This is a genomic window from Xanthomonas sp. BRIP62418 (genome assembly GCF_003993495.1).
Classification (GTDB): Bacteria; Pseudomonadota; Gammaproteobacteria; order Xanthomonadales; family Xanthomonadaceae; genus Xanthomonas; species Xanthomonas euroxanthea.
Map to the genome: position 1 here is coordinate 24431 of NZ_QEZG01000038.1, position 24602 is coordinate 49032.

A 24602-nucleotide genomic window follows, 5' to 3' on the forward strand; every position below is an offset into this window, starting at 1 on the left:
TAGAGCCGGGATTCGGGATTCGGGATTCGGGAGTGGCAACGTCGCTCTGGTCTCTCCTGTTCCGGTCTCCGCCTTGCTTCAACCAATCCCCAATCACGACTCCCCAATCTCGGCCTTAAAATGAAAATCCTCGTCATCGGCTCCGGCGGCCGTGAACATGCCCTGGCCTGGAAGATCGCGCAGTCCGCACGCGTGAGCGAAGTGCTGGTGGCACCCGGCAATGCCGGCACCGCCACCGAAACCAAATGCCGCAATGTGGCGATCAAGGTCGATGATCTGGATGGCCTGCTCGCCCTGGCACAGCGCGAAGCCGTGGCGCTGACCGTGGTCGGCCCGGAAGTGCCGCTGGTGCTGGGTGTGGTCGACCGTTTCCACGCCGCCGGCCTGCGCATCTTCGGGCCCACTGCCAAGGCCGCGCAGCTGGAAGGCAGCAAGGCCTTCGCCAAGGATTTTCTCGCCCGTCATGGCATCCCCACCGCGTACTACGCCGTGCACACTGACGTCGACGCAGCACTGGCCTACGTGCGCGAGAAAGGCGCGCCGATCGTGGTCAAAGCCGATGGCCTGGCCGCCGGCAAGGGCGTGATCGTGGCGATGACGCTGGCCGAGGCCGAAGACGCGGTGCGCGACATGCTCTCGGGCAACGCGTTCGGCGATGCCGGCGCGCGCGTGGTGATCGAGGAGTTTCTCGATGGCGAAGAAGCCAGCTTCATCTCCATGGTCGACGGCAAACACGCCTTGCCGATGGCCACCAGCCAGGACCACAAGCGCGTCGGCGACGGCGACACCGGCCCCAATACCGGCGGCATGGGCGCGTATTCGCCGGCCCCGGTGGTCACGCCCGAGGTGCATGCACGCGTCATGCGCGAGGTGGTCGAGCCGACCGTGCAGGGCATGATCGCCGACGGCGTGCCGTTCACCGGGTTCCTGTACGCCGGGCTGATGATCGATGCGCACGGCGCGCCCAAGGTGATCGAGTTCAACGTGCGCTTCGGCGACCCGGAAACCCAGCCGGTGATGCTGCGCCTGCAGTCGGACCTGGTGGATCTGCTGGACGCCGCCATCGACGGCGAACTCGACAAGACGCAGGCGCAGTGGGACCCGCGTCCATCGCTGGGCGTGGTCATCGCCGCCAAGCCCTATCCGGAAACCCCGGTCACCGGCGAAGTCATCACCGGCCTGGACGCCGTGCCCGCCACCGCCAAGGTCTTCCATGCCGGCACTGCACTAAATGCCAACGGTGAGGTCGTCAGTGCCGGTGGCCGCGTGCTGTGCGTTGCCGCGCTGGGCCACACGGTGCGCGATGCGCAGCGCAACGCCTATGCCGGCCTGCAGCCGATCCACTGGACCAACGCCTTTCATCGCAGCGATATCGGCTGGCGTGCGATCGCCCGCGAGCGCGACGCACAGGGCTGAGCACTCGCAACCACACGTTGCAAGGTCGTCAAGCGCGATACATGCCCGTGCAGTTGGCCGGAGGCGCAGCTCACGCGGCTGCGCGCAGGCACGTGCAGCTGGGCTGCGGTGCAGGCACCGTCGTCGCGCAATCGGCTCCAATCCGCACAAACGCTGCCTACTGACAAAGAATTAGCCGCCCTCCACCCCGGCGGCGCGTGCCTGCGGCAATAATGCCCGGGCACCTTGCCTTGCAGAGACCGTGGCCACTCCCTCCTTCGAAACCCGCCTGAGCCGCCTGTGGGCCCATGAAAAGGCCAGCTATGGCCTGCGCGTGTTCATCGCGCTGGCGGTGGCGATGGGCGTGTGCTGGCACTGGCAGCAGCTCACCGCGGTGCCGGCGCTGTTCCTGGGCGCCATCGCCAGCGCCATCGCCGAGACCGACGACAACTGGCTGGGCCGCATCAAGTCGGTGCTGCTGTCGCTGCTGTGTTTCGCCGCCGCCGCCGCGTCGGTGGTGCTGCTGTTTCCGTATCCGCTGGCGTTCGTGACCGGCATGGCGGTGGCGACCTTCTCGCTAACCCTGCTCGGCGCGCTGGGCGAGCGCTACGCCTCGATCGCGCAGGCCACCGTGGCCTTGTCGATCTACGCCATGATCGGCATGGACCAGCACGGCAGCCACGATCCGCTGGTGGCCTGGCACGGCGCGGCGCTGCTGCTGATCGGCGCCACCTGGTACGGCGTGCTGTCGATCCTGTGGACGCTGCTGTTTGCCAACCGCCCGGTGCGCGAGCGGCTGTCGCGGCTGTTCTTCGAGCTGGGCCGGTATCTCAGGCTCAAGGCCGACCTGTTCGAACCGGTGCGGCAGAGCGACCTGCATGCACGCCGGCTGGCGCTGGCCGAGCAGAACGCCAAGGTGGTCGGCGCGCTCAACGCCGCCAAGACCGCGATCATGAGCCGCTTCGGCCGCTCCGGGCGGCCGGGCGTGCAGTCGGGCCTGTATTTCCGCCTGTACTACATGGCGCAGGAATTCCACGAGCGCGCCAGTTCCTCGCACTATCCCTACGAAGCGCTGACCGACGCGTTCTTCCACAGCGACGTGTTGTACCGCTGCCAACGCCTGCTCGCGCTGCAGGGCAAGGCCTGCGCGGCCCTGGGCGAGGCGATCCGCCTGCGCCAGCCGTTCGACTACGGCGACAGCAGTCGCCTGGCCACCGAAGACCTGCGCCAGTCGCTGGACTACCTGCACGCGCGTGCCGACCCCGCCCTCGCACGTCTGCTCGGCGCGCTGGAATTGCTGGTGACCAACCTGCAGAGCATCGAACGCAAGCTGTCGGAAGCGGCGCAATCCGATTCCACCAGCGACAACCTCGACACCCGCCTGCGCGATTCCTCGCCGCATACCTTGCGCGAAATGGGCGCGCGCCTGATGCAGCAACTCACGCCCGGTTCGGTGCTGTTCCGCCACGGCCTGCGCATGGCCATCGCGCTGGTGGTCGGCTACACCATCATGCAGTCCATCCATGCCGACAACGGCTACTGGATCCTGCTCACCACCGCCTTCGTGTGCCGGCCCAATTACGGCGCCACCCGCCTGCGGCTGGTGCAGCGCATCGCCGGCACCCTGATCGGCCTGGTCGCCACCTGGGCGTTGATGCAGCTGTTTCCCGGCACCGAAGTGCAGCTGCTGCTGGCACTGGCCGCCGCACTGGTCTTCTTCATCACCCGCACCGATCGCTACATGCTGGCCACCGCCGGCATCACCGTGATGGCGCTGTTCTGCTTCAACCTGCTCGGCGATGGCTTCGTGCTGATCTGGCCGCGCCTGATCGATACGCTGATCGGTTGCGCGATCGCCGCGGCCGCCTCGTTCCTGATCCTGCCGGACTGGCAGGGCCGCCGCCTCAACCAGGTGATGGCCACGGTGCTGGCCAGCTGCGCGCGCTACCTGGCCCAGGTGCTGGAGCAATACGACAGCGGCATGCGCGACGACCTGCCCTACCGCATTGCCCGGCGCGACATGCACAACGCCGATGCCGCGTTGTCGGTGGCCTTGTCCAACATGCTGCGCGAACCGGGCCGCTATCGGCGCAACCTGGACGCCGGCTTCCGCTTCCTGGCGCTGTCCAACACCCTGCTCGGCTATCTGTCCGCGCTTGGCGCGCATCGCGCCGCGCTCGATGGCGAACACGATCCCGCCATCGCGCAGGCCGGCGACTACCTGCAGCGCGCGCTGGGTGAAATCGCCACCGCCCTGCGCGAACGCCAGCCGCTGCCGGTGCACGACGAAAGCCAGGAAATCGCCACCGCCGAAGCGCTGGAACAGCACGCCGTGCAATTGCCGCCCAAGCAGCGCCTGGTGCGCGACCAGCTGGCACTGACGCTGCGGCTGTTGCCCAAGCTGCGTGCCGCGGCCCTGGCGGTCACCACCGCGCCGGCAGAGGGCGCACCGCGCCTGGCGAGCAGCAAGGCCTAGTGCGTCGTCGGCGGTGCGCATGCGCGCCGCCCAGCCACTGCCGCATCGATGTGAGCGGCGATGCCGACGCACCGCGATGCGCGCGCAGGCCACTTGATCCAGTGGCCGCGGCGCCGTTCCGGCAGCCGCACCTACTTCCACTGCTTGCGCGCCACGCTCAGCCCCACCCAGCCCAGCGCTGCCACCGCCAGTACCGCCCCACCGATCACCACACCGTTCCAGCCGGCCTGCGCATAGGCCGCCGTGCCCAGCGTGGAGCCCACCGCACCACCGATGAAATAGCAGGTGATGTAGGCCGAGGTGATGCGATTGCGTGCGTTCGGATTGCGCTGGTAGATCACGCTCTGGTTGGCGATATGCACGCCTTGCACCGCGATATCCAGCAGCAGCACGCCGACGATCAGCAGCGCGATCGACTGCGGCGCAAACGCCAGCAATCCCCATGACAGCAGCAGCATCACCAGCCCGCCCCAGCTGACACGGTCGCCATGGCCGTGATCGGACCAGTGACCGGAACGGTTGGCCGCCAGCGCGCCGGCCGCACCGATCAGGCCGAACAGCCCGATCACCGCCGTGCCATAGCCATAGGCGGGCCCGGACAACAGGAACGCCAGCGTGGTCCAGAACATGCTGAAGCCGGCAAAGATCAACCCGCCCAGCACCGCGCGCGCGCGCAGCACCGCATCGTCGCGCAGCAGCGTCAGCACCGAGCCCACCAGCTGCGGATACGACAGCTGCGCATTGCCCGGGTGCCGCGGCAGCCCGCGCCACAGCAGCCAGGCGGTGACCAGCAACAGGCCGGAGGCGATCCAGTACACCGTATGCCAGCCACCAACACCGGCCAGCACCCCGGCCGCGGTGCGCGCCAGCAGGATGCCCAGCAACAGGCCGCTCATCACCGTGCCGATCACCCGCCCGCGCTCGTGCGGGGCGGCCAGGGTCGCGGCGAATGGCACCAGGATCTGCGCCGCCACCGAACTGGCACCGGTGACGATCGTGCCGGCCAGCAACATGCCGAAGCTGTGAGAGACGGCGCTCACCAGCAGGCCCAGCGCACTGAGCACGAACAGGCCGACGATCAGCCCGCGCCGCTCCAGCCGGTCGCCCAGCGGCACCAGCAACAGCAGCCCCGCCGCGTAGGCCAGCTGCGCGGCAGTCACCACCGCGCCGGCACTGCGCACCTGGATCCCGAACGCCTGCGCCAGCGTCTCCAGCAAGGGCTGCGCGTAGTAATTGCTCGCCACCGCCAGCCCGGTGGCGGCGGCCATCAGCAACACCAGCCGGCGCGGCAATGGCGGGTGGGCAATCGGTTCGACGGTCATGGCAGGTGCCTGCTGAAGGAGTGGGCGCAGTGTGGGCAGCGATGCGGCATCTTTCCAATGTATTGTTTTCACTGTGTCCATCGCGTTTTGAGATCGCATGCTGACCCTGCGCCAACTGGAGTTCGCCGTGGCCGTGGCCGAGGAAGGCGGCTTCACCGCCGCCGCGCGCCGTTGCAACACCGTGCAATCGGCGCTCAGCCACCAGGTCGCCAAGATCGAGCAGACCCTTGGCGCACGCCTGTTCGAGCGCGGCACCCGTCAGGTGCGGCCCACCGCCGCCGGCGAGGTATTCCTGCACAACGCCCGCGCCACCTTGCGCGCGGCCGAGCGTCTGCACGAGGAAATGGCCCAGGCCCTGGGCACGGTGCGTGGCCAGCTCACGCTGGGGCAGATTTCCTCGCTCACCACCGTGCAGCTGCCGGCGCTGCTGCGCGCGTTTCGCAACGCGCATGCGCGGGTGGACGTGCACCTGCGCACCGCCATGAGCGAGGCCCTGCTGCACGACCTGGGCGAAGGCCGGCTGGACGTGGCGCTGGTCGGCGTCGGCCCACAGGTCGCGGTGCCCGACCAGCGGCTGCTGCTGCACGAGGAGGCCCTGGCCCTGATCGTGGCGCCCGGCCATCGCTTTGCCACGCGCAAGCGGGTGGCGCTGGCCGAGCTGGACGACGAACCGATGGCCGGGCTGATCGCCGGCGCCGGCGTGCGCGGCATCGTCGATGCGGCCTTCGCGCAGGCCGGCTTGCGGCAACGCCAGCAATACGAGGTCACCCACGCCGATCTGATGCGCGAACTGGTCGCCGCCGACCTGGGCGTGGGTATCGTGCCGCAGACCATGGCCGCGGCCATGCGCGGGGTGGTGACGGTTGCACTGAAGGAGCGCTTCGGCTTTTTGACCTATGCGGTGTGGCGGCCCGACCCCACCCCGGCCGCACGCGCCTTCGTGGCGCTGCTGCGCGCCCAGGCCGCGCGGCGCGCGCCATCGGCACGCACGCCGCGCCGCGCGTAGCGGCATGCACCAGCCCGCCGTGGAAGCCTGCTAGGCTGCGCGCGTTCGCAAAGGAAACTGCATGTCCGGTCACAGTCAGTTCGCCCTGCTCAGGCAGCGCCGCTTCTTGCCGTTCTTCGCCGTGCAGGCGTTGGGCGCCTTCAACGACAACGTCTACCGGCAGGCCATCATCGGCCTGTTGTTCTACCTGGGCATCGATGCGGCGCAGCGCACGCTGTACACCAATCTGGCGCCGGCACTGTTCATCCTGCCGTACTTCCTGTTCTCCGCGCTGGCCGGGCAGATCGCCGAGAAGCTGGAGAAGCAGAAGCTCATCGTGATCACCACCACGATGGAGATCGCGATCATGTCGCTGGCGGCGGTGGGCTTTCTCACCGAGAACATGGTGATCCTGCTGATTGCGCTGTTCTGCACCGGCCTGCAGTCCACGCTGTTCGGGCCGGTGAAGTATTCCATCCTGCCTTCGGTGCTCAAGCCCGAGGAACTCACCGGCGGCAACGGCCTGGTCGAGATGGGCACCTCGATCTCGATCCTGTGCGGCATGATCTTCGGCGGGCTGATCTTCCAGATCGCCGGCAGCCACGGCCCGGAGGCCGCAGCCACCGCGGTGATTGCCATTGCCGTCACCGGCAACCTGGTCGCGCGGCTGGTCCCCAAGGTCGACGCCGGCGCGCCAGAGCTAAAGATCAACTGGAACCCGATCCCCGAATCGCGCGCCATCATGCGTCTGACCCGGCGCACGCCGGCGGTACGCAACGCCGTGCTCGGGGTGTCGTGGTTCTGGTTCGTCGGCACCGTGCTGACCGCGCAGCTGCCCACCTATGCGCAGGTCAATCTTGGTGGGCAGCAGGATCTGTACGTGTTCGCGCTGGCGCTGTTTTCGATCGGCACCGGTGTCGGTTCGCTGCTGTGCGAGCGGCTGTCCGGGCGCACCGTCGAAATCGGCCTGGTGCCGCTGGGCGCGTTCGGCATCAGCGCCTTCCTGCTGGACCTGTATTTCGCACGCCCCGGCGCTGCGCCCGCCACCGATCTGTCGATCGGCCAGTTCGTGCAGCAGGCCGGCAGCGTGCGCCTGATCGTGGATCTGGTCGGCATCGGCCTGTTCACCGGTCTGTTCGTGGTGCCGTTGTTCGCGTTGATCCAGAGCCGCACGCCCAAGGCCGAACTCTCGCGCGTGATCGCCGGGCTCAACATCCAGAATTCGCTGTTCATCGTCACCGCCGCCATCATCGGCATCGCGCTGCAGTTGCCGCAGCTGGTGCTGTTGGGCGTGCGCATTCCGCTGCCGGGCCTGAGCATTCCGCAGGTGTTCCTGGCGTTGGCGCTGGCCAATACGCTGGTGGCGCTGTGGATCTTCACCCTGGTGCCCGAGTTCCTGATGCGCTTTCTCAGCTGGGTGCTGGTGAGCGTGCTGTACCGGCTGCGCGCACGCGAGATCGACCGCCATGTGCCCGAGGAAGGCGCCGCGCTGCTGGTGTGCAACCACGTCAGCTACATGGACGCGCTGATCCTGTCGGCGGTGATCCCGCGCCCGGTGCGCTTTGTCATGTACTACAAGATCTTCCGCATCCCGGTGATGCGCTGGATCTTCCGCACCGCCAAGGCGATCCCGATCGCCGGCGCGCGCGAAGATGCCGCGCTGATGCAACAGGCCTTCGACCGCATCGACGCGGCGCTGGCCGACGGCGAACTGGTGTGCATCTTCCCCGAAGGCGCCTTGACCCGGGATGGCGAGATCGCAGCGTTCAAGTCGGGCGTGGAAAAGATCCTGCAGCGCCGCCAGGTGCCGGTGATTCCGATGGCGTTGCGTGGCATGTGGTCGAGCATGTGGAGCCGCCGCGACACCCGCCTGGGCCGCATGCGCGTGCCGCGCCGGATCCGCGCGCATATCGAAGTGGCCGCCGGCCCAGCGGTTCCCGGCGACACGGCGACCGCCGCGCTGCTCGAGCAGCAGGTCCGTGCACTGCGCCAGGATCAGCCATGAGTGCGGCCGGCGTGGGCTTTGCGTCCATCGCGCGCCGCGAGTAGCCTGTGCGCCATTACACGTATTGCCGCCGCGCTCGCCTAGCGGGCGCGACAAGAAGGACCGGGGGAAGTCGCCGTACGCCACATCACCGTGTCAGACGCGTTCGCCGTGACCGGTGGACGCTGCCTGCGCGGCCCATCGCTGCCTTCCCCACGCGCTGCAACATCTCGCTGTTGTTTACCACCCAAGGAGCTTCACCATGAGTGCCATCCCACCGCCGATCCATCCCTCGTCCAGCGCCGCACCCGGCCCGGTCCCCAATCACCTGATCTGGGCGATCGTCTCCACCGTGCTCGGTTTCTGCCTGTGCTGCCCGGCCCTGATCACCGGCATCGTGGCGATCGTGTTCTCCAGCAAGGTCAACGGCCTGCTCAACCAGGGCGACATCGACGGCGCACGGCGTGCCTCCAACACCGCCAAGACCTGGTGCATCGTGACCAGCGTGCTGGCCGTGATCGGCCTGCTGATCAACATCGGCGTGGTCGCCACCGGCGGCATGCAGGGCTACATGGACTACATGCAGCAGTTGCAGCACATGCAGTAATGGAATTGCGTCCACGCCATTGGCTTGGACTCGGGGCGGCCACCAGCGTGGCCGCTCTCGGCGTGTCGTTGCTGTATCGCTTCGATCCGAACGCGAGCAACAGCCCGTTCCCGCCCTGCGTGTTCCGTGCCGTGACCGGCTGCTATTGCCCCGGTTGCGGCATGACCCGCGCGCTGTATGCGCTGGTGCACTTCGATCTCCCCGGCGCCTTCGCCATGAACCCGGCCGCCGTGCTCGGCCTGTGCACCCTGCCCGGCCTGATCGCCTGGAAGGCCGGTTGGCGCGCGCGCTGGTTCGCACCGGTGGTTGCCGTCATGTCCGAGCCGAAGTTCTGGTTATGGGCATTGCCGATGTATTGGATTGCCAGAAACTTGCCGTGGTACCCGTTTACCTTGCTGGCGCCGGGTTAGACCGCAAGGATCAAATCTGTGAACTTAGAGCAAGAATCCGAGCACGCCACTGAGCTACTAGTCGGAAAGATTGTTAAGTCTGTTAGACGTCACCGACCTGGCGAAGTCGTCATCCAGTTCGAAGATGGAAGCCGGCTCTTCGTGAACGTCAATGGCGATGCTCTTGAGCTTTCTATCACCGATTGCACAGGTGATTAACTGCCTCTAATCGGGCCTGGTGTTAACGCACCCACCCGGCGATCACCAGCAACGCCAGCACCACCATCCACAGCAGCAGCACGCGCCAGACCAGACTCATCGCATCGCGCACTTCCGGCAGGCGGCGCCACACCGGCACCAGCCCTGCATCGGTGTAGTCGTGCGCTTCTTCGCGCAGTTCGGCACTGACGCTGGCACGCGCCACCGCACCGAGAAAATGCGGCTCCAGCGACCACCGATTGCCATGCGCTTCACGCCAGGCACGGAACACCGTGTCGAAATTGCCCACCAGCGCCATCGACACGGTGATCAACTGCGCCACCGGCCATTCCAGCGCGGCCAGCAGCCAACGCGCGCCGGCCAGGTTGCGCGGCGGCAGCAGCACCGACAGCGGGCTTTCCACCGCCAGCGCCGTCAGCCGGTACAGCACCGCACCGAACGGCCCCAGCAGCAAGAACCACCACAGCACCGCGAACCAGCGCCGCAGCCCGTTGACCACCACCGCTTCCACCAGCGACGGCGCATCTTCGTGCACGCTGCCGCCGGCGGCCTGCAGGTGCGAGATGGCCTCACGCCGCAACGCCGGCGCGTCGGCATCGATCACCGCTTCCACATCGCGGTCCAGATCGCGCGGCCCCCAGGTCCAGGCCAGCACCGCCACGCCGAACAGCAAGGCCCAGAACCCACGCCACACATCGTCCAGCAGCCATTGCAGCAGCAGCACCACCAGCAGGGCCGGTAACAGTGCCAGCAGCACGCCATAGCGCCCCTGCCACGCTCCGCGCCCGGCCGCATGGCTGTCCAGCCGGCGTAGCCACTGGCCGAACCATTCGAAACGCCGCAACCGCGCCACCTGGGCGGGCGCCAGGTGGCCCAGCGCAAGTGCGACGACGACAGCAACCAGGGTGGTGAACATGGGTGGGCCTCCTCAACCGAGTCTAGCCGAGCCGCTGCACGCGCACCCGATCTGCGTGCGCTGCGCCGCTCGCCCCGGCTCAGCCATGGACGCGATGCCAATGCTCGATCAGCGCGCGCGCGATGGAAATACGCGGCGGCAACCCGATCTCGCCGTCGCCGGCCAGTGCCGCGGTGACCTCGGCATGGCTGACCCAGCGCGCGTCTTCCAGTTCGCCGGTGACCTGCGGCACTTCGCTTGCCGCAGCGCGTGCGCTGAAGCCCAGCATCAACGCGCCCGGGAACGGCCACGGCTGCGCGCCCAGGTAGCGGCAGTCCTGCACCTGCACACGGGTTTCCTCGAACACCTCGCGCGCCACGGTCTGCTCCAGCGACTCGCCGGGTTCGACAAAGCCGGCAATCACCGAGTAGCGCCCCGGCGCCCAACTCGCCTGCCGCCCCAGCAGCAAGCGCGCGCCATCGCTGACCGCCACGATGATGGCCGGATCCACGCGCGGGTAATGCTCGGTCTGGCATTGCGTGCAATGGGCGATGAAGCCGGCCCGCCGGAATGCGATCGCCCCGCCGCAGACACCGCAAAAGCGCGTGCGCGACTGCCAGTGCAGCATTGCGCGCGCGTAGGCGAACGCGGTGGAGACGTCTGCCGGCCAGTCGGCGGCGGCCTGGCGCAGGTCGATGCGCTGCGGCGCTTCCACACCCGGCACATCGGACGGCAGGCAGAACCAGCCGACCTCATCGCGCAGCCCCAGAAAGATCGCTCCGTCCGGCGCTTCGCCAAGCGCGGCGCCGTCCATCAGCAGCGGCTGGCCATCGGCATCGGCCAGCGCGGTGCCCTTGGCATCGAGCAGCAGCACGCGGCCTTGCGGCCACAGACGCGCCAGCGCAGCGGCATCGTCACGCAGCAGATCGCCGCGATCCAGTGGCGCGTGGGTGAAGGCAAAACCGGAGGCGGAAAAGGAAGGCTCTGACATCGGCGCAAGCCTGCCGATAATCGGCATCGCCTGCAACCGGCGCGCCACGGATGCAGGCCCGGCTGGCGGCGCGCGTTCAGACGTGCCAGGGGCCCGCGCTCGCCGGCGGTGCTGACTGCGTCACATTGCGCGCTGCGCCGCACGGCAGGGCACGCGCGATCGGCACGGCGTTGCGGCAATCAGGTCGAATCCGGGCATGCTCAGCCTTGTCGCCTGCAACAGCGACAAGGCCTCGATCCGATCGTGACGCGTCCAGGCGGACCCGGGACGCGACCGATCATCGGCGCTGGCAGCGCCTCACCATCCAGGCCTCAGCGCTGCTTGTCCAGCAGCTGATGCCGTACGGCGACGATGCACGGCTCATTGGTGGTCAGATGCACGAAAGCCGAGTTGTCGTTGGGGTCGCCACTGCCGATGTCCACCAGCGCTGCCTGGGTGCTGCCGCGGCGTTTGAAACCGGCAATGGCGGTCACCGCATTCTTTAGCGGGATGGTCGCGTCGTTGGACGAACCGCACAGCAGCGTCGGCGTTTGCGGCGCCCAGTCCAGCACGTCGTTGCGTGCCAGATCCTTGCGGAACGGATTGTCCGGGTTGCTGGCGAAGTCACGGTAGAAGCCGGGCTGGAAATACGCCTTGAGCTGATCGATCCCGGGCAGCGTATCGCCCAGCACCAGATCGGTCAGGCCCAGCTTGCCGGGGAACAGCCCCTCGACCCTGGCCGCCCATGGGTCCTGAAACACCTGCCCGGCCGCCAGATAGAGATTGCGATACGTGTGCTGCATCGCGACGATCGCGTAGCTGCCCAGAATGATGCCGAAGCTGCTTTCACCGACGGCGTTGCTCCCGCTCCAGCTGTCCACGAAGGTCTGCTCCAGCGCGTAGGGCCCGGAGATCGGCGCGCTGGCCACCAGATGGAACTCGCTGGACAGATGCGCCTCGATTTCCCGCTGGGTTGCCAGTGCGGCATGGCCGCCTTGCGAATACCCCGACAGCATCACCTTGCCGGACAACGGCGTCTTCAGCCGCTGCAGCACGCTGCGTGCCGCGCGTAGCGCATCGATCGTCGCACTGGCCTCGGACGCGCTATGCAGGTAGGGATGGAAACCGTAGCTGGATTTGCCCAGCCCCAGGTAATCGCTGCTGACCACCACATAGCCCTGGCTGGCCAGACGGGTGACCAGCGGGTCGTTCCCCTTGGCATCACGGATGTCCTTGGCCTGTTCCTCGTTGCGAAGCGTCGCGGTCGACCGCCCCCAGCCCAGCAACGGATACGGACCGGTGCAACGCTCGCCACCTGGAATCAGCACCACGCCCGACGCCGTGGCCGGTTCGCCATCGACGCCGACGGTGGCATAGGTGAACTCGGCCACGCGCACGTTGCATCTGGGCTGTTCGGTCGCCGGCTCGGCGGTGAGCAATGCGGCAATCGCATCGCGGGTGTAGCTGGTCAGGAAATTGCTGCTGAGCAAGCTGCCGCGCGCGGGTGACGCCTGCGCACCGGGTGCAAGCACTGCGCTGGCGATGCCAAGCATGGCCAGCAGGCCAAACGCCGATCGGGTTCTGATCTGCAACATGGTGAGACGTTCTCTCATGGATGGATGCAAGGGGCGGGGGAGCCGGCGCGACGCAGGAACGGGATCAGCTGCCCGATCCACGCACGCACGCGTGGCGATGCGCTTACTGCGCCATGGTGTGGAAGTGGCATCGCGCGCGGCACGCTCGCTCAGCGCAGTGGCGAGGCCCGCGTGTGTCAGGCAAGACAAGACGCGATGCATGAATGAAGCGAGCATGTCCGGGCACCGGCGCTGAGCGTGCGTGCAGTATGTCCATCGCCGCACGCGCTGCAGCTCACGCGCACGAAGCTTGCGCGCGCACGGCGAAACCCGCAGCACGCAAATGTTTACAGCGCGTTAGACATGCACATCGATAGCGCTTGGCGCCATACCACCCCGTGGCATTCGTCCCGGTGGCGATCGTCTGCGCAGTGCGTGGCGCACATCGCTCGGCGTTTTGACTGCGCCCGGCGAACGGTATCGGTATCGGTGCTGGTGTCGCGCGACATGCATCGCGTCCAAAAGACCCGCAATGCACACAAGCGACATGCCGCACGCAGCCCTGTCGCCGCACTTATGCCGCTACCGCACTCACCACGCCGCGCTGAACATGGAAACGTTGCACGCAGCAGATCGCCCGCGCCTCAAACACCGGCAACCGCGCCGATTCAGACGCTGAAGCTGCTGCCGCACCCGCAGGTGGTCTTGGCGTTCGGATTGCGGATCACGAACTGCGCCCCGGTCAGGCTTTCGGTGTAGTCCACTTCCGCGCCCATCAGGTATTGCAGGCTCAGCGGGTCGACCAGCAGCGTCACCCCGTCGGTGGCCACGGCCAGATCGTCCTCGGCGCGGTTCTCGTCGAACTCGAAGCCGTACTGGAAGCCGGAACAGCCGCCCCCCTGGATATAGACGCGCAACGCCAGCTCGGCGTTGCCTTCTTCCTGGATCAGCTCGCGCACCTTGCTGGCGGCGGCCACGGAAAAGTTCAGCGGCCGGTCGATGGACTGGTAGTCCGGGGCCGGGGCGGCGGTGGGAAGCGAAACGAGCGTGCTCATGGCGTCAGCATGGGGGCCAGGCGGCCCCACTTCAAGCGCTGCCTGCCAAACCCGACACCCCGCTTCAGCCGCAGGCCACGCACTCAGGCCTCGGCTGTCTCGGCCTGCAAGGCCTTGGCGGGCTCGGCGCGGCCGGCGTCCGGCGCCGGCAACGCGGCGGTCGCGCCGGCGGTGGCGGCATGGATCAGGCGCCCGGTGAGCTGCGCACCGGCGCTCATCTCCACCACCTGGTAATGCACATTGCCCTGCACCCGCGCGTTGGCGGCCAGTTCGACCCGCTCGGCCGCATGCACATCGCCGGTCAGCTGGCCGTTGATGATCACCACCGGCGCGCGCACCTCGCCCTCGATGCTGCCCTGCTCGGCCACCGTCAAGATGGCGCCGGCGCCGTCTTCGGCGATCACCTTGCCCAGGATGCGGCCTTCCACATACAGCCCGCCGCTGAACACCAGGTCGCCGCGGATGACCACCTGCGGCCCGATCAAGGTATCGACCACGGTCTGCGCACCACGGTTGGATTTGTTTCCGAACATGAGCTACTCCCCCGCGCCACTCCCGGCGACTTTCCAGTCGAATGTCTGATTGACCGGCGCCCCGTCGCCGCTCAGGGTGATTTTGACACGTTGCGGAGTGAAATCCTTCGGCAGGATCACGCTGCCGTCCAATTGCTGGAAATAGCGGAACGAGTAGGCCTGCCCGGCCGCGTCCGGCTTCTGGTGCAGCTCGTTCCAGTTCACCGTGACCAGCTTGCCGGCGCGCACGCCTTCCACCGTAAAGCGCAGCTGGCCCTGGCTGATCGCGCCGCGGTTGAGGTTCTGGGTCAGCACCACGCTGTAGTTCCAGGTGCCACCGGCCTCTGCGCTGAATTGCACCGAGTGTGCGTTGAGCCCCTTGCGTTGCGCGGTGGAGCCCACCAGGCGCTCGTAGAACGCCACATCCGCACGCAGTGCGGCGATCTGCTCGTCACGCTCGGCCAGCGAGGCCTGCACTTCGGTGTTGGCGGCGCGGCTGATCTTGTCGGACATCTCCAGATTGACCTGGCGCTGCTGCAACTGCGCAATCTGCCGATGCTGCTGGGCCTGACTGCGTTGCGCCTGCTGCAACGCCGCCTCGGCCTCGACCAGGCGCGGCGCAGCGGTACGGCTGGCCATCCACCATGCCCCGCCCAGCGATGCCAGCCACACCAGCGCGATCACCAGCCACCGCCAGCGGCCGCCGGAACGGCCGCCGCCGGAGTCACGTTGGACGATCTGAACGCGTGCGGCTGGTCGCATGGGCATCGGGTCCGGACGGGCCGGCGCAGTCATGGGCGGCGTAGTGTGCCAGAGCGTCGGCAACCATCGTGCTGGCGCTGGACCGGCGGTTATCCGATAGTTCCGCATTGTTCGCAGGAAGCAACGCCATGAGCGAAGCCCATCTGTTCGTGATCGGCATCCTGCTGGCCTGGCTGGCCGGCATCCGCGTCTATCTCACCGTCTTCGGTGTCGGCCTGGCCGGCCTGCTCGGCTGGATCGAGCTGCCGCCGGCCCTGCATCCGGCGCAGTCGTGGTGGGTGCTGGGCACCTCCGGCGCACTGGCGGTGGCCGAGTTCTTCGCCGACAAGATCCCCGGCGTGGATTCGGGCTGGGACCTGCTGCAGACGCTGGCACGGGTGCCGGCCGGCGCCTTCCTGGCCGCGGCCACGCTGTCGCCGGACGGTGACCTGAGCACCGGCGTGCTGGCCGCAGGCGCCGGCGTGGCGCTGACCAGCCACACCCTCAAGGCCGGCACCCGCGCCTTGCTCAACACCTCGCCCGAACCGGCCAGCAACTGGGTCGCCTCGCTGGCCGAGGACACCATCGCCACCACCGCCCTGGCGCTGGCACTGGCGCACCCATGGCTGGCACTCAGTGTTGCGGTGGGCTCCAGCGTGCTCGCTACGCTGGTGGTCTGGTGGGTGTGGCGATTGCTGTGGCGGGGCATGCGGCGGCTGGTTGCGCCGATGCGCCCTGCCACCACGCCGGCTGCACGTCGCTCCCCGCTATCGTGAAGTTCATCGCATAATCATCGCGACTGCAGGGAGTATTGATGGCCGCCCGAGATCCGGTTCCTTTCACCCGTGACGACACCGCCACGCGTAATCGTCCACTGCGCGCCGAGACGCCGCCGGCCGACTACTGGCGCCGCTGGGCCGACGAGGCCGCCGCGGCATCCAACCCGGCAGAGCCGGTGAGTGCCGCCATCATTCCGGCCCCTGTGCCCGCTGCCGCACCCGCATCGATCCTGCCGATGGCACCAGCCCAGGCCGTCGCGCCAGGCGGCAGTGCGCATGCGACGGCCGCAGCGCCGACGCTGGCGACTGTCTCGGCATCGCGCGAGGGCGACGACACCATGGCCGCCGATGCGCCGTACCGCGTGCTGATCGTCGAGGACGACCGCTCGCAGGCGCTGTTCGCGCAGAGCGTGCTGCACGGTGCCGGCATGCATGCGCAGGTGGAAATGACCGCCGCCAGCGTGCCGCAGGCGATCCAGGACTACCACCCGGATCTGATTTTGATGGATCTGCACATGCCCGAGCTGGACGGCATCCGCCTGACCACCCTGATCCGCCAGCAGCCCGGCCAGCAGCTGCTGCCGATCGTCTTCCTCACTGGCGACCCGGATCCGGAGCGTCAGTTCGAAGTGCTCGACAGCGGCGCCGACGACTTCCTGACCAAGCCGATCCGCCCGCGTCACCTGATCGCCGCGGTGTCCAACCGCATCCGCCGCGCACGCCAGCAGGCGCTGCAGCAGGCCGGTGAACAGGTCAGCGTGCGCAGCAATCCGGAGACCGGCCTGCCGACACGTGCCCATGTGATGGAACTGCTTGCCGATGCGCTGGCGCGCAGGCAGACCGGCGGGTTGTTCTTCATTGAAATCGCCAGCGCGCTCGGCTTGCGCGAGCGCTATGGCTATGCCGCCTATGAGCGCCTGATGACCCAGGCCGGGCATCGCCTGGCCAGTGCCGCGCAGCCGTATCCGCTGGCGCGCCTGAACGACAACAGCTTCCTGCTGCTGGGCGTGGACATGCCCGAATCCAGCCTGGAACAGCAGGCGCTGGAAATCCGCCAGCGGCTGTCGGCCCATGCCTTCCCGGTGCGCGAGGAAGAATCGGTGCACGTGCGCTGCGCCATCGGCGTGGCACCGCTGGGCCTGGGCTTCGACGATACCGGCAGCGCACTGGAAGCGGTCGAGCGCACCGCGCTGCAGGCACGCCTGCGCAGCGACGGCGTGCAGGCCTACCTGGCCCCCAGCCAGGCCGAACAGCAGGAGCAGCTGCGCCTGGTCGAAGGCCAGCTCGAACTGGCGTATCAACCGATCGTGGCGGTGGCCGGTGGCGACACGGCGCAATACCAGGTGCTGCTGCGGCTGCGCCAGGCCGACGGCACGCTGCTGTCGGCCGGCCAGGTGATTCCCGCCGCCGAAGCGGCCGGACGCATCGCCGATCTCGACCAGCAGGTCATGGACCACGCGCTCGGCCTGCTGCATCTGTACCAGCACGCCCACCCGCCGCTGCGGTTGTTCGTGTCGCAGTCGCCGCGCACGCTGGCGCGCGATGCCTTCGCCGACTGGTTGCTCAAGGCGCTGGTCGAGCGCGGCGTGGTCGGGCAATCGCTGATCGTCGACCTGCGCCTGGACGATGCCTTGATCCACGCAGTCACCGTGCAGCAGTTCTGCGCCAGATTGATGCAGGCGGGCGTGCAGTTCTGCCTGAGCCAGTTCGAGCCCGGCGACGAAGCCAACGCGCTGCTGAGCCAGCTGCCGCTGAGCTTCGTGCGCATGGCCAACCGCTTCGCCGATGCCCATGGCAATGCGGCAGTCCGCGACGAACTGCGCGGCGTGATCGATATCGCCCATCAGCGTGGCTTGCTGATCATCGGCCAACGCATCGAGGACCCGCAGTCGGCCGCGGCGATGTGGATGAGTGGCGTGGACTTCATCCAGGGCAACCTGGTGCAGACGGTCGGCAAGGAACTGGACTTCGACTTCACGAACGCGGTGCTCTGAGTGACAGCGCGGGCAGGAGGCCTCCGCGCCTGGAGCGGCCTGGCCGTGTTGGCTGCGCTGGTCGCAGCGCTGGGTGCGGGCCTGCAGTGGTCGGCCATCGACGGGCCGTGGCGCACGGTGACGGCCGCCGCTGCAGCACTGGCAGTGGTGTTCGGCCTGTGTGCCGCAGCTGCCGGCTACCGCAGCGCGCGCGCCCAGCACGCCCTGACGCAACGCCTGGAAGAGGCCGACGTCGCCCGTGAGCGCCTGCAGCAGGAGCTGCAGCGCCACGGCGAACTTGAACAGGAACTGCTGCGCGCCAAGCAGGCCGCCGAGGCCGCCACGCTGGCCAAGGGCGAATTCCTGGCCACCATGAGCCACGAGATCCGCACCCCGCTCAACGGCATCATCCCGATGCTGGAGCTCATTTCCAGCGGCCAGCTCAGCCTGGACCAGCGCGACATGCTGCAGACCGCCACCGGCAGCTCGCTGCAGTTGCTGCGCATCGTCGACGACATCCTCGACTACTCCAAACTCGAAGCCAACAAGCTCGAACTGGAGATCACCACCTTCAACCTGCGCGAGTTGCTCGACGGCGTCGTACAGCTGTTGCAGCGTACCGCCGAAGGCAAGCAGCTGCGCCTGGGGCTGGATATCGAGCCATCGGTGCGCCTGCTGGTGCGCGGCGACCCGATCCGCCTGCGCCAGGTGCTGGGCAACCTGATCGGCAATGCGATCAAGTTCACCGAGCGCGGCAGCGTCGACATCCAGTTGCGCCGCCTGGGCGAAACCCGCGCCCAGCACCTGCTGCGCTTCCAGGTGCGCGATACCGGCATCGGCATCGCCCCGGATCAGCAGGCGCGCCTGTTCCGCTCCTTCGCCCAGGCCGACGCCTCCACCACGCGCCTGTATGGCGGCACCGGCCTGGGACTGGCGATCTGCAAGCGCATCATCGACCTGATGGGCGGCCGCATCGGCGTGGAGTCCGAGCCCGGGCGCGGCGCCACGTTCTGGTTCGAGATTCCGCTGCTCAAGGTCATCGGCGACCTGCAGCAGAACAGCGGCGCCGATGCCGCCCGGGTGATGGTGATCAGCTCCGACACACGCCTGTCGCAACGTCTCAAGCGCCTGCTCGACGGCTGGGGGGTGTCGCATGTGCTGATGGAGACCACCCAGGAAGCGCTGGAACGGGTGCGTCGCCACAGCGACGGCGAAGGCTTCCGCTGCGTCATTGCCGACCACGACACGCTGCGCTACAGCGCGCGCGCCGTGCATCGCGCACTTGCGCGCCCGGACGACCTCGGTGGCGCGCGCCTGATCTGGTTGTATGGCGACGAGCCGGTGCCTGCCGAGCTGCAGGACCATGCCACCCTGGTGCCGCGCCAGAGCCCGGACGAGACCCTGCGCTCGCTGGTGCTGCCGCCCGATCCAACGCCGGCCCCCGCCACCACGCTGGCCGCGGCGATGATTCCCGAGCCGATGGCACCGGCGCTGGCCAATACGCGCGAAGTGCGCATCCTGCTGGTGGAAGACAACCCGGTGAACCTGCTGGTCGCGCAGAAGCTGCTGGCCGTGCTCGGCTTCGACGCCGACACCGCCACCGATGGCGACGCCGCGCTGAGCAGCATGGAGTCCACCCGCTACGACATGGTCTTCATGGATTGCCAGATGCCGGTGCTGGACGGCTATGCCGCCACCCGCCGCTGGCGCGCGATGGAGACCGAGAGCGGCGGCCGCCCGGTCCCGATCGTGGCGATGACCGCCAACGCCATGGCCGGCGATCGCGAGCGCTGCCTGGCCGCCGGCATGGACGACTACCTGTCCAAACCGGTCGCCCGCGAGCAGCTCGACGCCTGCCTGCAACGCTGGCTGCCGCGTCAACCGCTGCCAGCCGGCACGCCCCATGGCAGCCAGGCCGCAGCCGCCCCCGAAAGCGCCAGCAGCGCCGCGCAGGCGCGCGCCTTGCCGATCCTGGACAACAGCGTGATCGATGAGCTGTACGAGGTGGCGGGCGCGGACACCATCACCATCATGCAGCTGTTCCTGGAAGATGCGCCGGGCATGATCGAACGCCTGGAAACCGCGGCCACCAATCGCGACAGCATGCAGCTGCGCGATCTGGCGCATACGCTCAAATCCTCCAGCGCCAACGTCGGCGCCCAGGCGCTGGCCAATGCCGCGCGCCGGATCGAACTGGCCGCGCGTACCGGCACCATTGAGCGCCCCTCGGTGATGGTAGCCCTGGTCATCGCCGAATACGCACGCGCCCGCCTGGCATTGCTCGGCCAGGTCGCCCGCCTGCAGACCAAGGCCCGCGCCGCCAACTGAGGGCGGCCAACAAACCGTGGCAGCGGTCGTCAGTCGGGTGCCAAGGACGCGCTCGCAGCAAGAGCGTGCGCGTGGTACATGCAGCTTCCGGGCAGCGACAGCCACGCCGACCGCTCATGACCTCATGCGTGCCGGCATTGTTCTCGCGATGGAAGAGGCCGAAGGCCCGGCGGCAGAAAGAGCCAGGATGCAGTGAGCCGAAGCCACCCATCGACGCGCCGCCTGCCGGCAGCGCTGCAGCCCGGTCAGCGGCCCTCAGTCGTCCAGCTTGGTCAGCAGGTAGTTCGGCTCGCCGATGCGCGCCACCAGATCCAGTTGCGTTTCCAGCCAGTCGATGTGCTCTTCTTCCGACTCCAGGATGTCCACCAGCAGTTGGCGGCTCACGTAGTCGTTGACGGTCTCCGCATAGGCCACGGCCTCGCGCAGCACGGCAACCGCCTCGCGCTCCAGCGCCAGATCGCAGCGGAACATCTCGGTGGGGTTCTCGCCGATGCGCAGCTTGCCCAGCGCCTGGAAATTGGGAAGCCCTTCGAGAAACAGGATGCGGTCGGACAGCTTGTCCGCATGCTTCATCTCGTCGATGGATTCCTTGTACTCATGCTCGGCCAGTTCCTTCAGGCCCCAGTTCTTCAGCATCTTGGCGTGCAGGAAGTACTGGTTGATCGCAGTGAGTTCGTTGTAGAGCACCTTGTTGAGGTACTCGATGACCTTGGTATCGCCCTTCATGCGATGTCTCCGAGACAGTGAGCCGGCCGCACTGTAGCGCGTTGCCGCGGCGCATGAAGGAACGCGAATCGTGATCAGTTGCGGGACGCTTGCCCGCTCCCGGCTGGATCGTCGTACGGTCTATGTGGGAGCGGAGCTCCCGTCGATCTGCGTCGAGCAGTCACTGCGGACTGTGGAGGGAACCAGCGGTGACCGCAACGGTTCCGGAGCGAGCGCATGGCCGGAGGCCAGCAAGGCGACCTGTCGACGCCAGGGGCGCGGGTGGCACTAGGAAGGCGTCAATGCGCTCACCAGCCCCGTCAACCTGTCATCGACGACGCACGGACGCGCCGGAGGAATGCTCAGGCAGCGCTGGCAAGCCCCAGCATGGGCAAGGGCAGCGCGCGGCTCGCATGGGCCTGGCTCAATACATCGCCCGCCATCTCCAGGCACGACCCACAGTTTGAACCACAGCCGGTGCGCATGGTCAGCTCGGCCAGGCTGGCGCAGCCATTCTCGGCCGCTTCGCGGATCTGGTGGTCGGTGACCCCATTACAGATGCAGACGTACACGGTATCGGTCGGGTGCTGGCGATCCGGAGAGGACCGGCACTGATTCCACCGCAAACGAGAATAGGTGTCAATTCCAAACGTTAATCATTATTAATCCGGACCGCACGAGGCCCGCCCCGCTTGCGTGGACGCTTGCGCGGGCTGTCGTGCCCGGCCGCGCTGCTGCCCGGCAACCAGGCCTCCAGCGCACGCTCGGGCATCACCCCGACCGCCGCCGAGCCGGCGATGGTCTGCGCCAGTGGAGCCAGATGACGCAGCGCGCGCGCATAGACCCCGCGCTTGAACATCACCACATGCTCGACCGGGTACCAGAAATCTACCCAGCGCCAGTGATCGAACTCGGGCGTGTCGGTGTGGTCGAGCTTGAGATGGGATTCGTGGCCAGTGAACTGCAGCAGGAACCACACCTGCTTCTGGCCGATGCAGACCTGGCGCTCATTGCGCCGTACTGCCCGGCTCGGCAGGCGATAGCGCAGCCACCCAGGGGTGGCACCGAGCAATTCGACATGCTCGGGCAACAACCCGGTTTCTTCGCGCAACTCGCGGTACATGGCTTCCACGGGTGTCTCGTCGGTATTCATGCCACCTTGCGGGAACTGCCAGCCGTCCCTGCGCACACGTCGTGCCCAGAACACCTGACCATCCTCTCGCATCAGCACGATGCCGACGTTTGGCCGGAAACCGTCCGGATCGATCACGATGCGGACTCCTGAAAATCTACTGTCACCGACTCTGCCACGGCGACGGCCGGCTCACAAGCTGAAAACGAAATGCTTGACAACACGCGAGCGCTTGGTAAGAATTGCCGGCTCCCTAGGCTATGTAGCTCAGCCGGTTAGAGCACAGCACTCATAATGCTGGGGTCGGTGGTTCGAGTCCACCCATAGCCACCAAGGTGTTCATGCGCTCACAGGCATGCAATAATCTTGGCCCAACACGTTTTATTGCCCCGTCGCCAAGCGGTAAGGCACCTGACTCTGACTCAGGCATCGGTGGTTCGAATCCATCCGGGGCAGCCAAACACAGAAGGTCCGATCTGACGATCGGGCCTTTTTTGTTGCCCGATGATCCGCCCCGGCAGCCACCGGGAATAGCCCGCACCAACCACTGCCGCACCAAGGGCGCACAGGATCGGCCGCAGGTGCCCCACCCTGCCGGAATGGGCGTGCTGCGTCGGCCAAGCAGACAGGCACCACTGCCGGAACCTGGCCACCCCGCATGGCATCACCCCGGGCGACCGTGCACAGACGCAGCGGCCGCCGCCAGGTTGTTGGCACGAGAAGAGGGCCATGCCGCCCCTGCGAAGCTGCCAGACCCGGCCCCGGAAAGACCTGCCCTGCGCGACCCAGCACGCCCAGGCCGCCGAGCGCAGAGTCACGATACGCACCCCCGAAACGACAAAAGCCCGGCATGGCCGGGCTTTTGAAGCGGGCGCCCCGGCGAACCGGGACGCAGCAAACGCGATGGATCAGCGCTTGGAGAACTGGGTCGCGCGACGGGCCTTGTGCAGACCGACCTTCTTACGCTCGACTTCGCGGGCGTCACGGGTCATGAAGCCAGCCTTGCGCAGCTCGGACTTCAGGGTTTCGTCGTACTCGACCAGTGCACGGGCGATGCCCAGACGGATCGCACCGGCCTGACCGGTGGTGCCGCCGCCGGAGGCGGTGACCAGGATGTCGAAGCTTTCGGTGTTCTTGGTGAGTTCCAGCGGCTGACGCACGATCATGCGTGCAGTCTCACGACCAAAGAACTCGTCCAGCGGACGGTCGTTGACGGTGATGTTGCCAGTACCCTTGCGCAGGAACACGCGAGCGGTGGAGGACTTGCGGCGGCCAGTGCCGTAGTTTTGCGTGATAGCCATGATTAGATATCCAGAACTTGCGGCTGCTGGGCGGCGTGCGGATGCTCGGCACCCGAATAGACCTTGAGCTTGCGGTACATGGTGCGGCCCAGGGGGCCCTTCGGCAGCATGCCCTTGACGGCGATTTCGATCACGCGCTCCGGGTGGCGCTCCAGCGCCTGCTCCAGGCTCTCGGTCTTCAGGTTACCGATGTAGCCGGTGAAGCGGTGATACTTCTTGTCTTTCAGCTTGTTGCCCGTGACCACGATCTTCTCGGCATTGATCACCACGAGGTAATCGCCGGTATCGACGTGCGGGGTATAAACCGGCTTGTGCTTGCCGCGCAGGCGGCGGGCCAGTTCGGTGGACAGACGGCCGAGCGTCTTGCCGGCGGCGTCGACGAGATACCAGTCGCGCTGGACGGTCTCGGACTTGGCGGTGAACGTAGTCATGAGAAAACTCTTGAGTGGTCGGGCGGATTGCAGCGGCAATGACCGCTGGAACTTTGCCACGCGTTGTGAAGGCGAAACAGAAGAGGCGGGATTGTACGGGACAATACAAGGCCACGCAAGTCGCCGGCCGGCCGGAGTGCTGGCGGTTGGCAGCGGCTCGGTCGGGGGCCAGAATCGGCGCATGACCCAGACCTCCTCTTTCCGACTGCATGGCCCGCTCGACCGGCTGCTGGTCGAAGCCCAGCGCGCGCTGGACACGGTATTCGGCAATCCGCCCGCCGAGCGGCCCAACCCGGCCGCCGACACCCCCGACGTCGCACTGGAACCGGACCAGCGTCGCCACGCCGCCGGCTTGATGCGGATCAACCACGTCGGCGAGGTCTGCGCGCAAGGCCTGTATTTCGGCCAGGCCGCGGTCGCCCGCGACGCCCACACCCAGCAGCATCTGCTGGAGGCGGCGCAGGAAGAAACCGACCATCTGGCCTGGTGTGCCGACCGCCTGCACGAGCTGGACAGCCGCCCCAGCCTGTTCAACCCGCTCTGGTACGCCGGCAGCTACGCGCTCGGCGCCCTGGCCGGCTTGCGCGGCGACGACTGGAGCCTGGGCTTCGTGGTCGAGACCGAGCGCCAGGTCGAAGCCCATCTGGACGAACACCTGGAAACCCTGCCGGAGGTCGACCAGCGCAGCCGCGCGATCCTGCGCGTGATGAAGATCGACGAGGCACGCCACGCCGACCAGGCCGAACAGGCCGGCGCCCGCCCCCTCCCGCCACCGATCCCCAGCGCCATGGCCCTGGCCTCCAGACTCATGAAAGCCGTGGCGTACCGG

Annotated in this window: 22 protein-coding genes and 2 tRNA genes; 12 read left to right on the plus strand and 12 right to left on the minus strand. The window is 67.5% G+C overall.

Features of this window, described 5'->3' with window-relative positions; all coding sequences use genetic code 11:
• The first annotated feature begins 120 nt into the window (after positions 1-120).
• Entirely contained in the window at positions 121-1416 is a 1296-nt protein-coding gene (gene purD / locus EO174_RS12110) for a phosphoribosylamine--glycine ligase (RefSeq protein ID WP_126944604.1), read from the plus strand.
• Positions 1417-1657: 241 nt separating this feature from the next.
• Complete coding sequence (yccS, locus tag EO174_RS12115) at positions 1658-3871, plus strand: YccS family putative transporter (protein WP_126944607.1); 2214 nt, start codon at positions 1658-1660, stop codon at positions 3869-3871.
• A gap of 131 nt (positions 3872-4002) precedes the next feature.
• Here the strand turns inward: yccS and EO174_RS12120 are convergent, their stop codons facing one another.
• On the minus strand, positions 4003-5193 hold the full coding sequence (locus EO174_RS12120) for an MFS transporter (RefSeq protein WP_104649175.1): 1191 nt from the start codon (positions 5191-5193) through the stop codon (positions 4003-4005).
• Positions 5194-5290: 97 nt separating this feature from the next.
• On the opposite strand from EO174_RS12120, the gene EO174_RS12125 reads away from it, so the two are divergent.
• The 4 genes from EO174_RS12125 (at position 5291) to EO174_RS12140 (ending at position 9179) form a co-directional block, all read left to right on the plus strand.
• The gene (locus EO174_RS12125; RefSeq protein WP_119129448.1) at positions 5291-6199 is read left to right on the plus strand and encodes a LysR family transcriptional regulator; all 909 of its coding nucleotides are present in this window, start codon (positions 5291-5293) and stop codon (positions 6197-6199) included.
• A gap of 61 nt (positions 6200-6260) precedes the next feature.
• The gene (locus EO174_RS12130) at positions 6261-8183 is read left to right on the plus strand and encodes an MFS transporter (protein WP_126944610.1); all 1923 of its coding nucleotides are present in this window, start codon (positions 6261-6263) and stop codon (positions 8181-8183) included.
• Positions 8184-8424: 241 nt separating this feature from the next.
• Positions 8425-8769, plus strand: a complete 345-nt coding sequence (locus EO174_RS12135; RefSeq protein WP_104583533.1) for a CD225/dispanin family protein — start codon at positions 8425-8427, stop codon at positions 8767-8769.
• Positions 8769-9179 carry a DUF2752 domain-containing protein gene (locus tag EO174_RS12140; protein WP_126944613.1) on the plus strand — a complete coding sequence of 137 codons (411 nt, stop codon included), beginning with the start codon at positions 8769-8771 and terminating at the stop codon, positions 9177-9179. The genes EO174_RS12135 and EO174_RS12140 overlap by 1 nt, the downstream gene beginning before the upstream one ends.
• A gap of 220 nt (positions 9180-9399) precedes the next feature.
• On the opposite strand, the gene EO174_RS12150 is transcribed toward EO174_RS12140, so the two are convergent.
• The 6 genes from EO174_RS12150 to EO174_RS12175 form a co-directional block, all read right to left on the minus strand.
• Positions 9400-10293 carry a hypothetical protein gene (locus EO174_RS12150; protein ID WP_126944619.1) on the minus strand — a complete coding sequence of 298 codons (894 nt, stop codon included), beginning with the start codon at positions 10291-10293 and terminating at the stop codon, positions 9400-9402.
• Positions 10294-10372: 79 nt separating this feature from the next.
• Positions 10373-11263: an NAD(+) diphosphatase gene (gene nudC, locus EO174_RS12155; RefSeq protein ID WP_126944622.1), complete on the minus strand. Its 891-nt coding sequence runs from the start codon at positions 11261-11263 to the stop codon at positions 10373-10375.
• Positions 11264-11574: 311 nt separating this feature from the next.
• On the minus strand, positions 11575-12837 hold the full coding sequence (locus tag EO174_RS12160) for a lipase family protein (RefSeq protein WP_119129443.1): 1263 nt from the start codon (positions 12835-12837) through the stop codon (positions 11575-11577).
• Positions 12838-13484: 647 nt separating this feature from the next.
• A complete protein-coding gene (erpA, locus tag EO174_RS12165) occupies positions 13485-13871 on the minus strand; it encodes an iron-sulfur cluster insertion protein ErpA (RefSeq protein ID WP_024938186.1) in 387 nt (128 codons plus the stop codon).
• Between the two features lie 83 nt (positions 13872-13954).
• Positions 13955-14404: a polymer-forming cytoskeletal protein gene (locus EO174_RS12170; RefSeq protein ID WP_104583528.1), complete on the minus strand. Its 450-nt coding sequence runs from the start codon at positions 14402-14404 to the stop codon at positions 13955-13957.
• Between the two features lie 3 nt (positions 14405-14407).
• A complete protein-coding gene (locus EO174_RS12175; RefSeq protein ID WP_126944625.1) occupies positions 14408-15145 on the minus strand; it encodes a DUF6776 family protein in 738 nt (245 codons plus the stop codon).
• 128 nt (positions 15146-15273) lie between these two features.
• On the opposite strand from EO174_RS12175, the gene EO174_RS12180 reads away from it, so the two are divergent.
• From EO174_RS12180 to EO174_RS12190, 3 genes are read left to right on the plus strand one after another with little or no spacing between them, the layout of a single operon-like run.
• Positions 15274-15900, plus strand: a complete 627-nt coding sequence (locus EO174_RS12180; protein ID WP_104649169.1) for a DUF4126 domain-containing protein — start codon at positions 15274-15276, stop codon at positions 15898-15900.
• 38 nt (positions 15901-15938) lie between these two features.
• Positions 15939-17897, plus strand: coding sequence for an EAL domain-containing response regulator (locus tag EO174_RS12185; protein ID WP_164740179.1), 1959 nt, complete (start codon positions 15939-15941; stop codon positions 17895-17897).
• Between the two features lie 39 nt (positions 17898-17936).
• Complete coding sequence (locus EO174_RS12190; protein ID WP_164740180.1) at positions 17937-20204, plus strand: ATP-binding protein; 2268 nt, start codon at positions 17937-17939, stop codon at positions 20202-20204.
• Positions 20205-20459: 255 nt separating this feature from the next.
• Here EO174_RS12190 and bfr read toward each other — a convergent pair whose 3' ends face one another.
• The 3 genes from bfr to EO174_RS12205 form a co-directional block, all read right to left on the minus strand.
• A complete protein-coding gene (gene bfr, locus EO174_RS12195) occupies positions 20460-20930 on the minus strand; it encodes a bacterioferritin (protein WP_005990707.1) in 471 nt (156 codons plus the stop codon).
• Between the two features lie 341 nt (positions 20931-21271).
• Positions 21272-21481 carry a (2Fe-2S)-binding protein gene (locus EO174_RS12200; protein ID WP_024938191.1) on the minus strand — a complete coding sequence of 70 codons (210 nt, stop codon included), beginning with the start codon at positions 21479-21481 and terminating at the stop codon, positions 21272-21274.
• 80 nt (positions 21482-21561) lie between these two features.
• Complete coding sequence (locus tag EO174_RS12205; protein ID WP_024938192.1) at positions 21562-22179, minus strand: RNA pyrophosphohydrolase; 618 nt, start codon at positions 22177-22179, stop codon at positions 21562-21564.
• A 118-nt stretch (positions 22180-22297) separates the two neighbouring features.
• On the opposite strand from EO174_RS12205, the gene EO174_RS12210 reads away from it, so the two are divergent.
• A tRNA-Met gene (locus EO174_RS12210) sits at positions 22298-22374 on the plus strand.
• Positions 22375-22426: 52 nt separating this feature from the next.
• Positions 22427-22500: transfer RNA gene (locus EO174_RS12215), tRNA-Gln, on the plus strand.
• Positions 22501-22949: 449 nt separating this feature from the next.
• On the opposite strand, the gene rpsI is transcribed toward EO174_RS12215, so the two are convergent.
• Positions 22950-23342, minus strand: coding sequence for a 30S ribosomal protein S9 (gene rpsI, locus EO174_RS12220; protein WP_016902423.1), 393 nt, complete (start codon positions 23340-23342; stop codon positions 22950-22952).
• Between the two features lie 2 nt (positions 23343-23344).
• The gene (rplM, locus tag EO174_RS12225; protein WP_016902424.1) at positions 23345-23773 is read right to left on the minus strand and encodes a 50S ribosomal protein L13; all 429 of its coding nucleotides are present in this window, start codon (positions 23771-23773) and stop codon (positions 23345-23347) included.
• Positions 23774-23954: 181 nt separating this feature from the next.
• Between rplM and coq7 the strand changes: the two genes are divergently transcribed.
• Positions 23955-24602 (plus strand): 2-polyprenyl-3-methyl-6-methoxy-1,4-benzoquinone monooxygenase (coq7, locus tag EO174_RS12230; protein ID WP_126944631.1); only part of this gene is annotated, 648 nt, incomplete at its 3' end.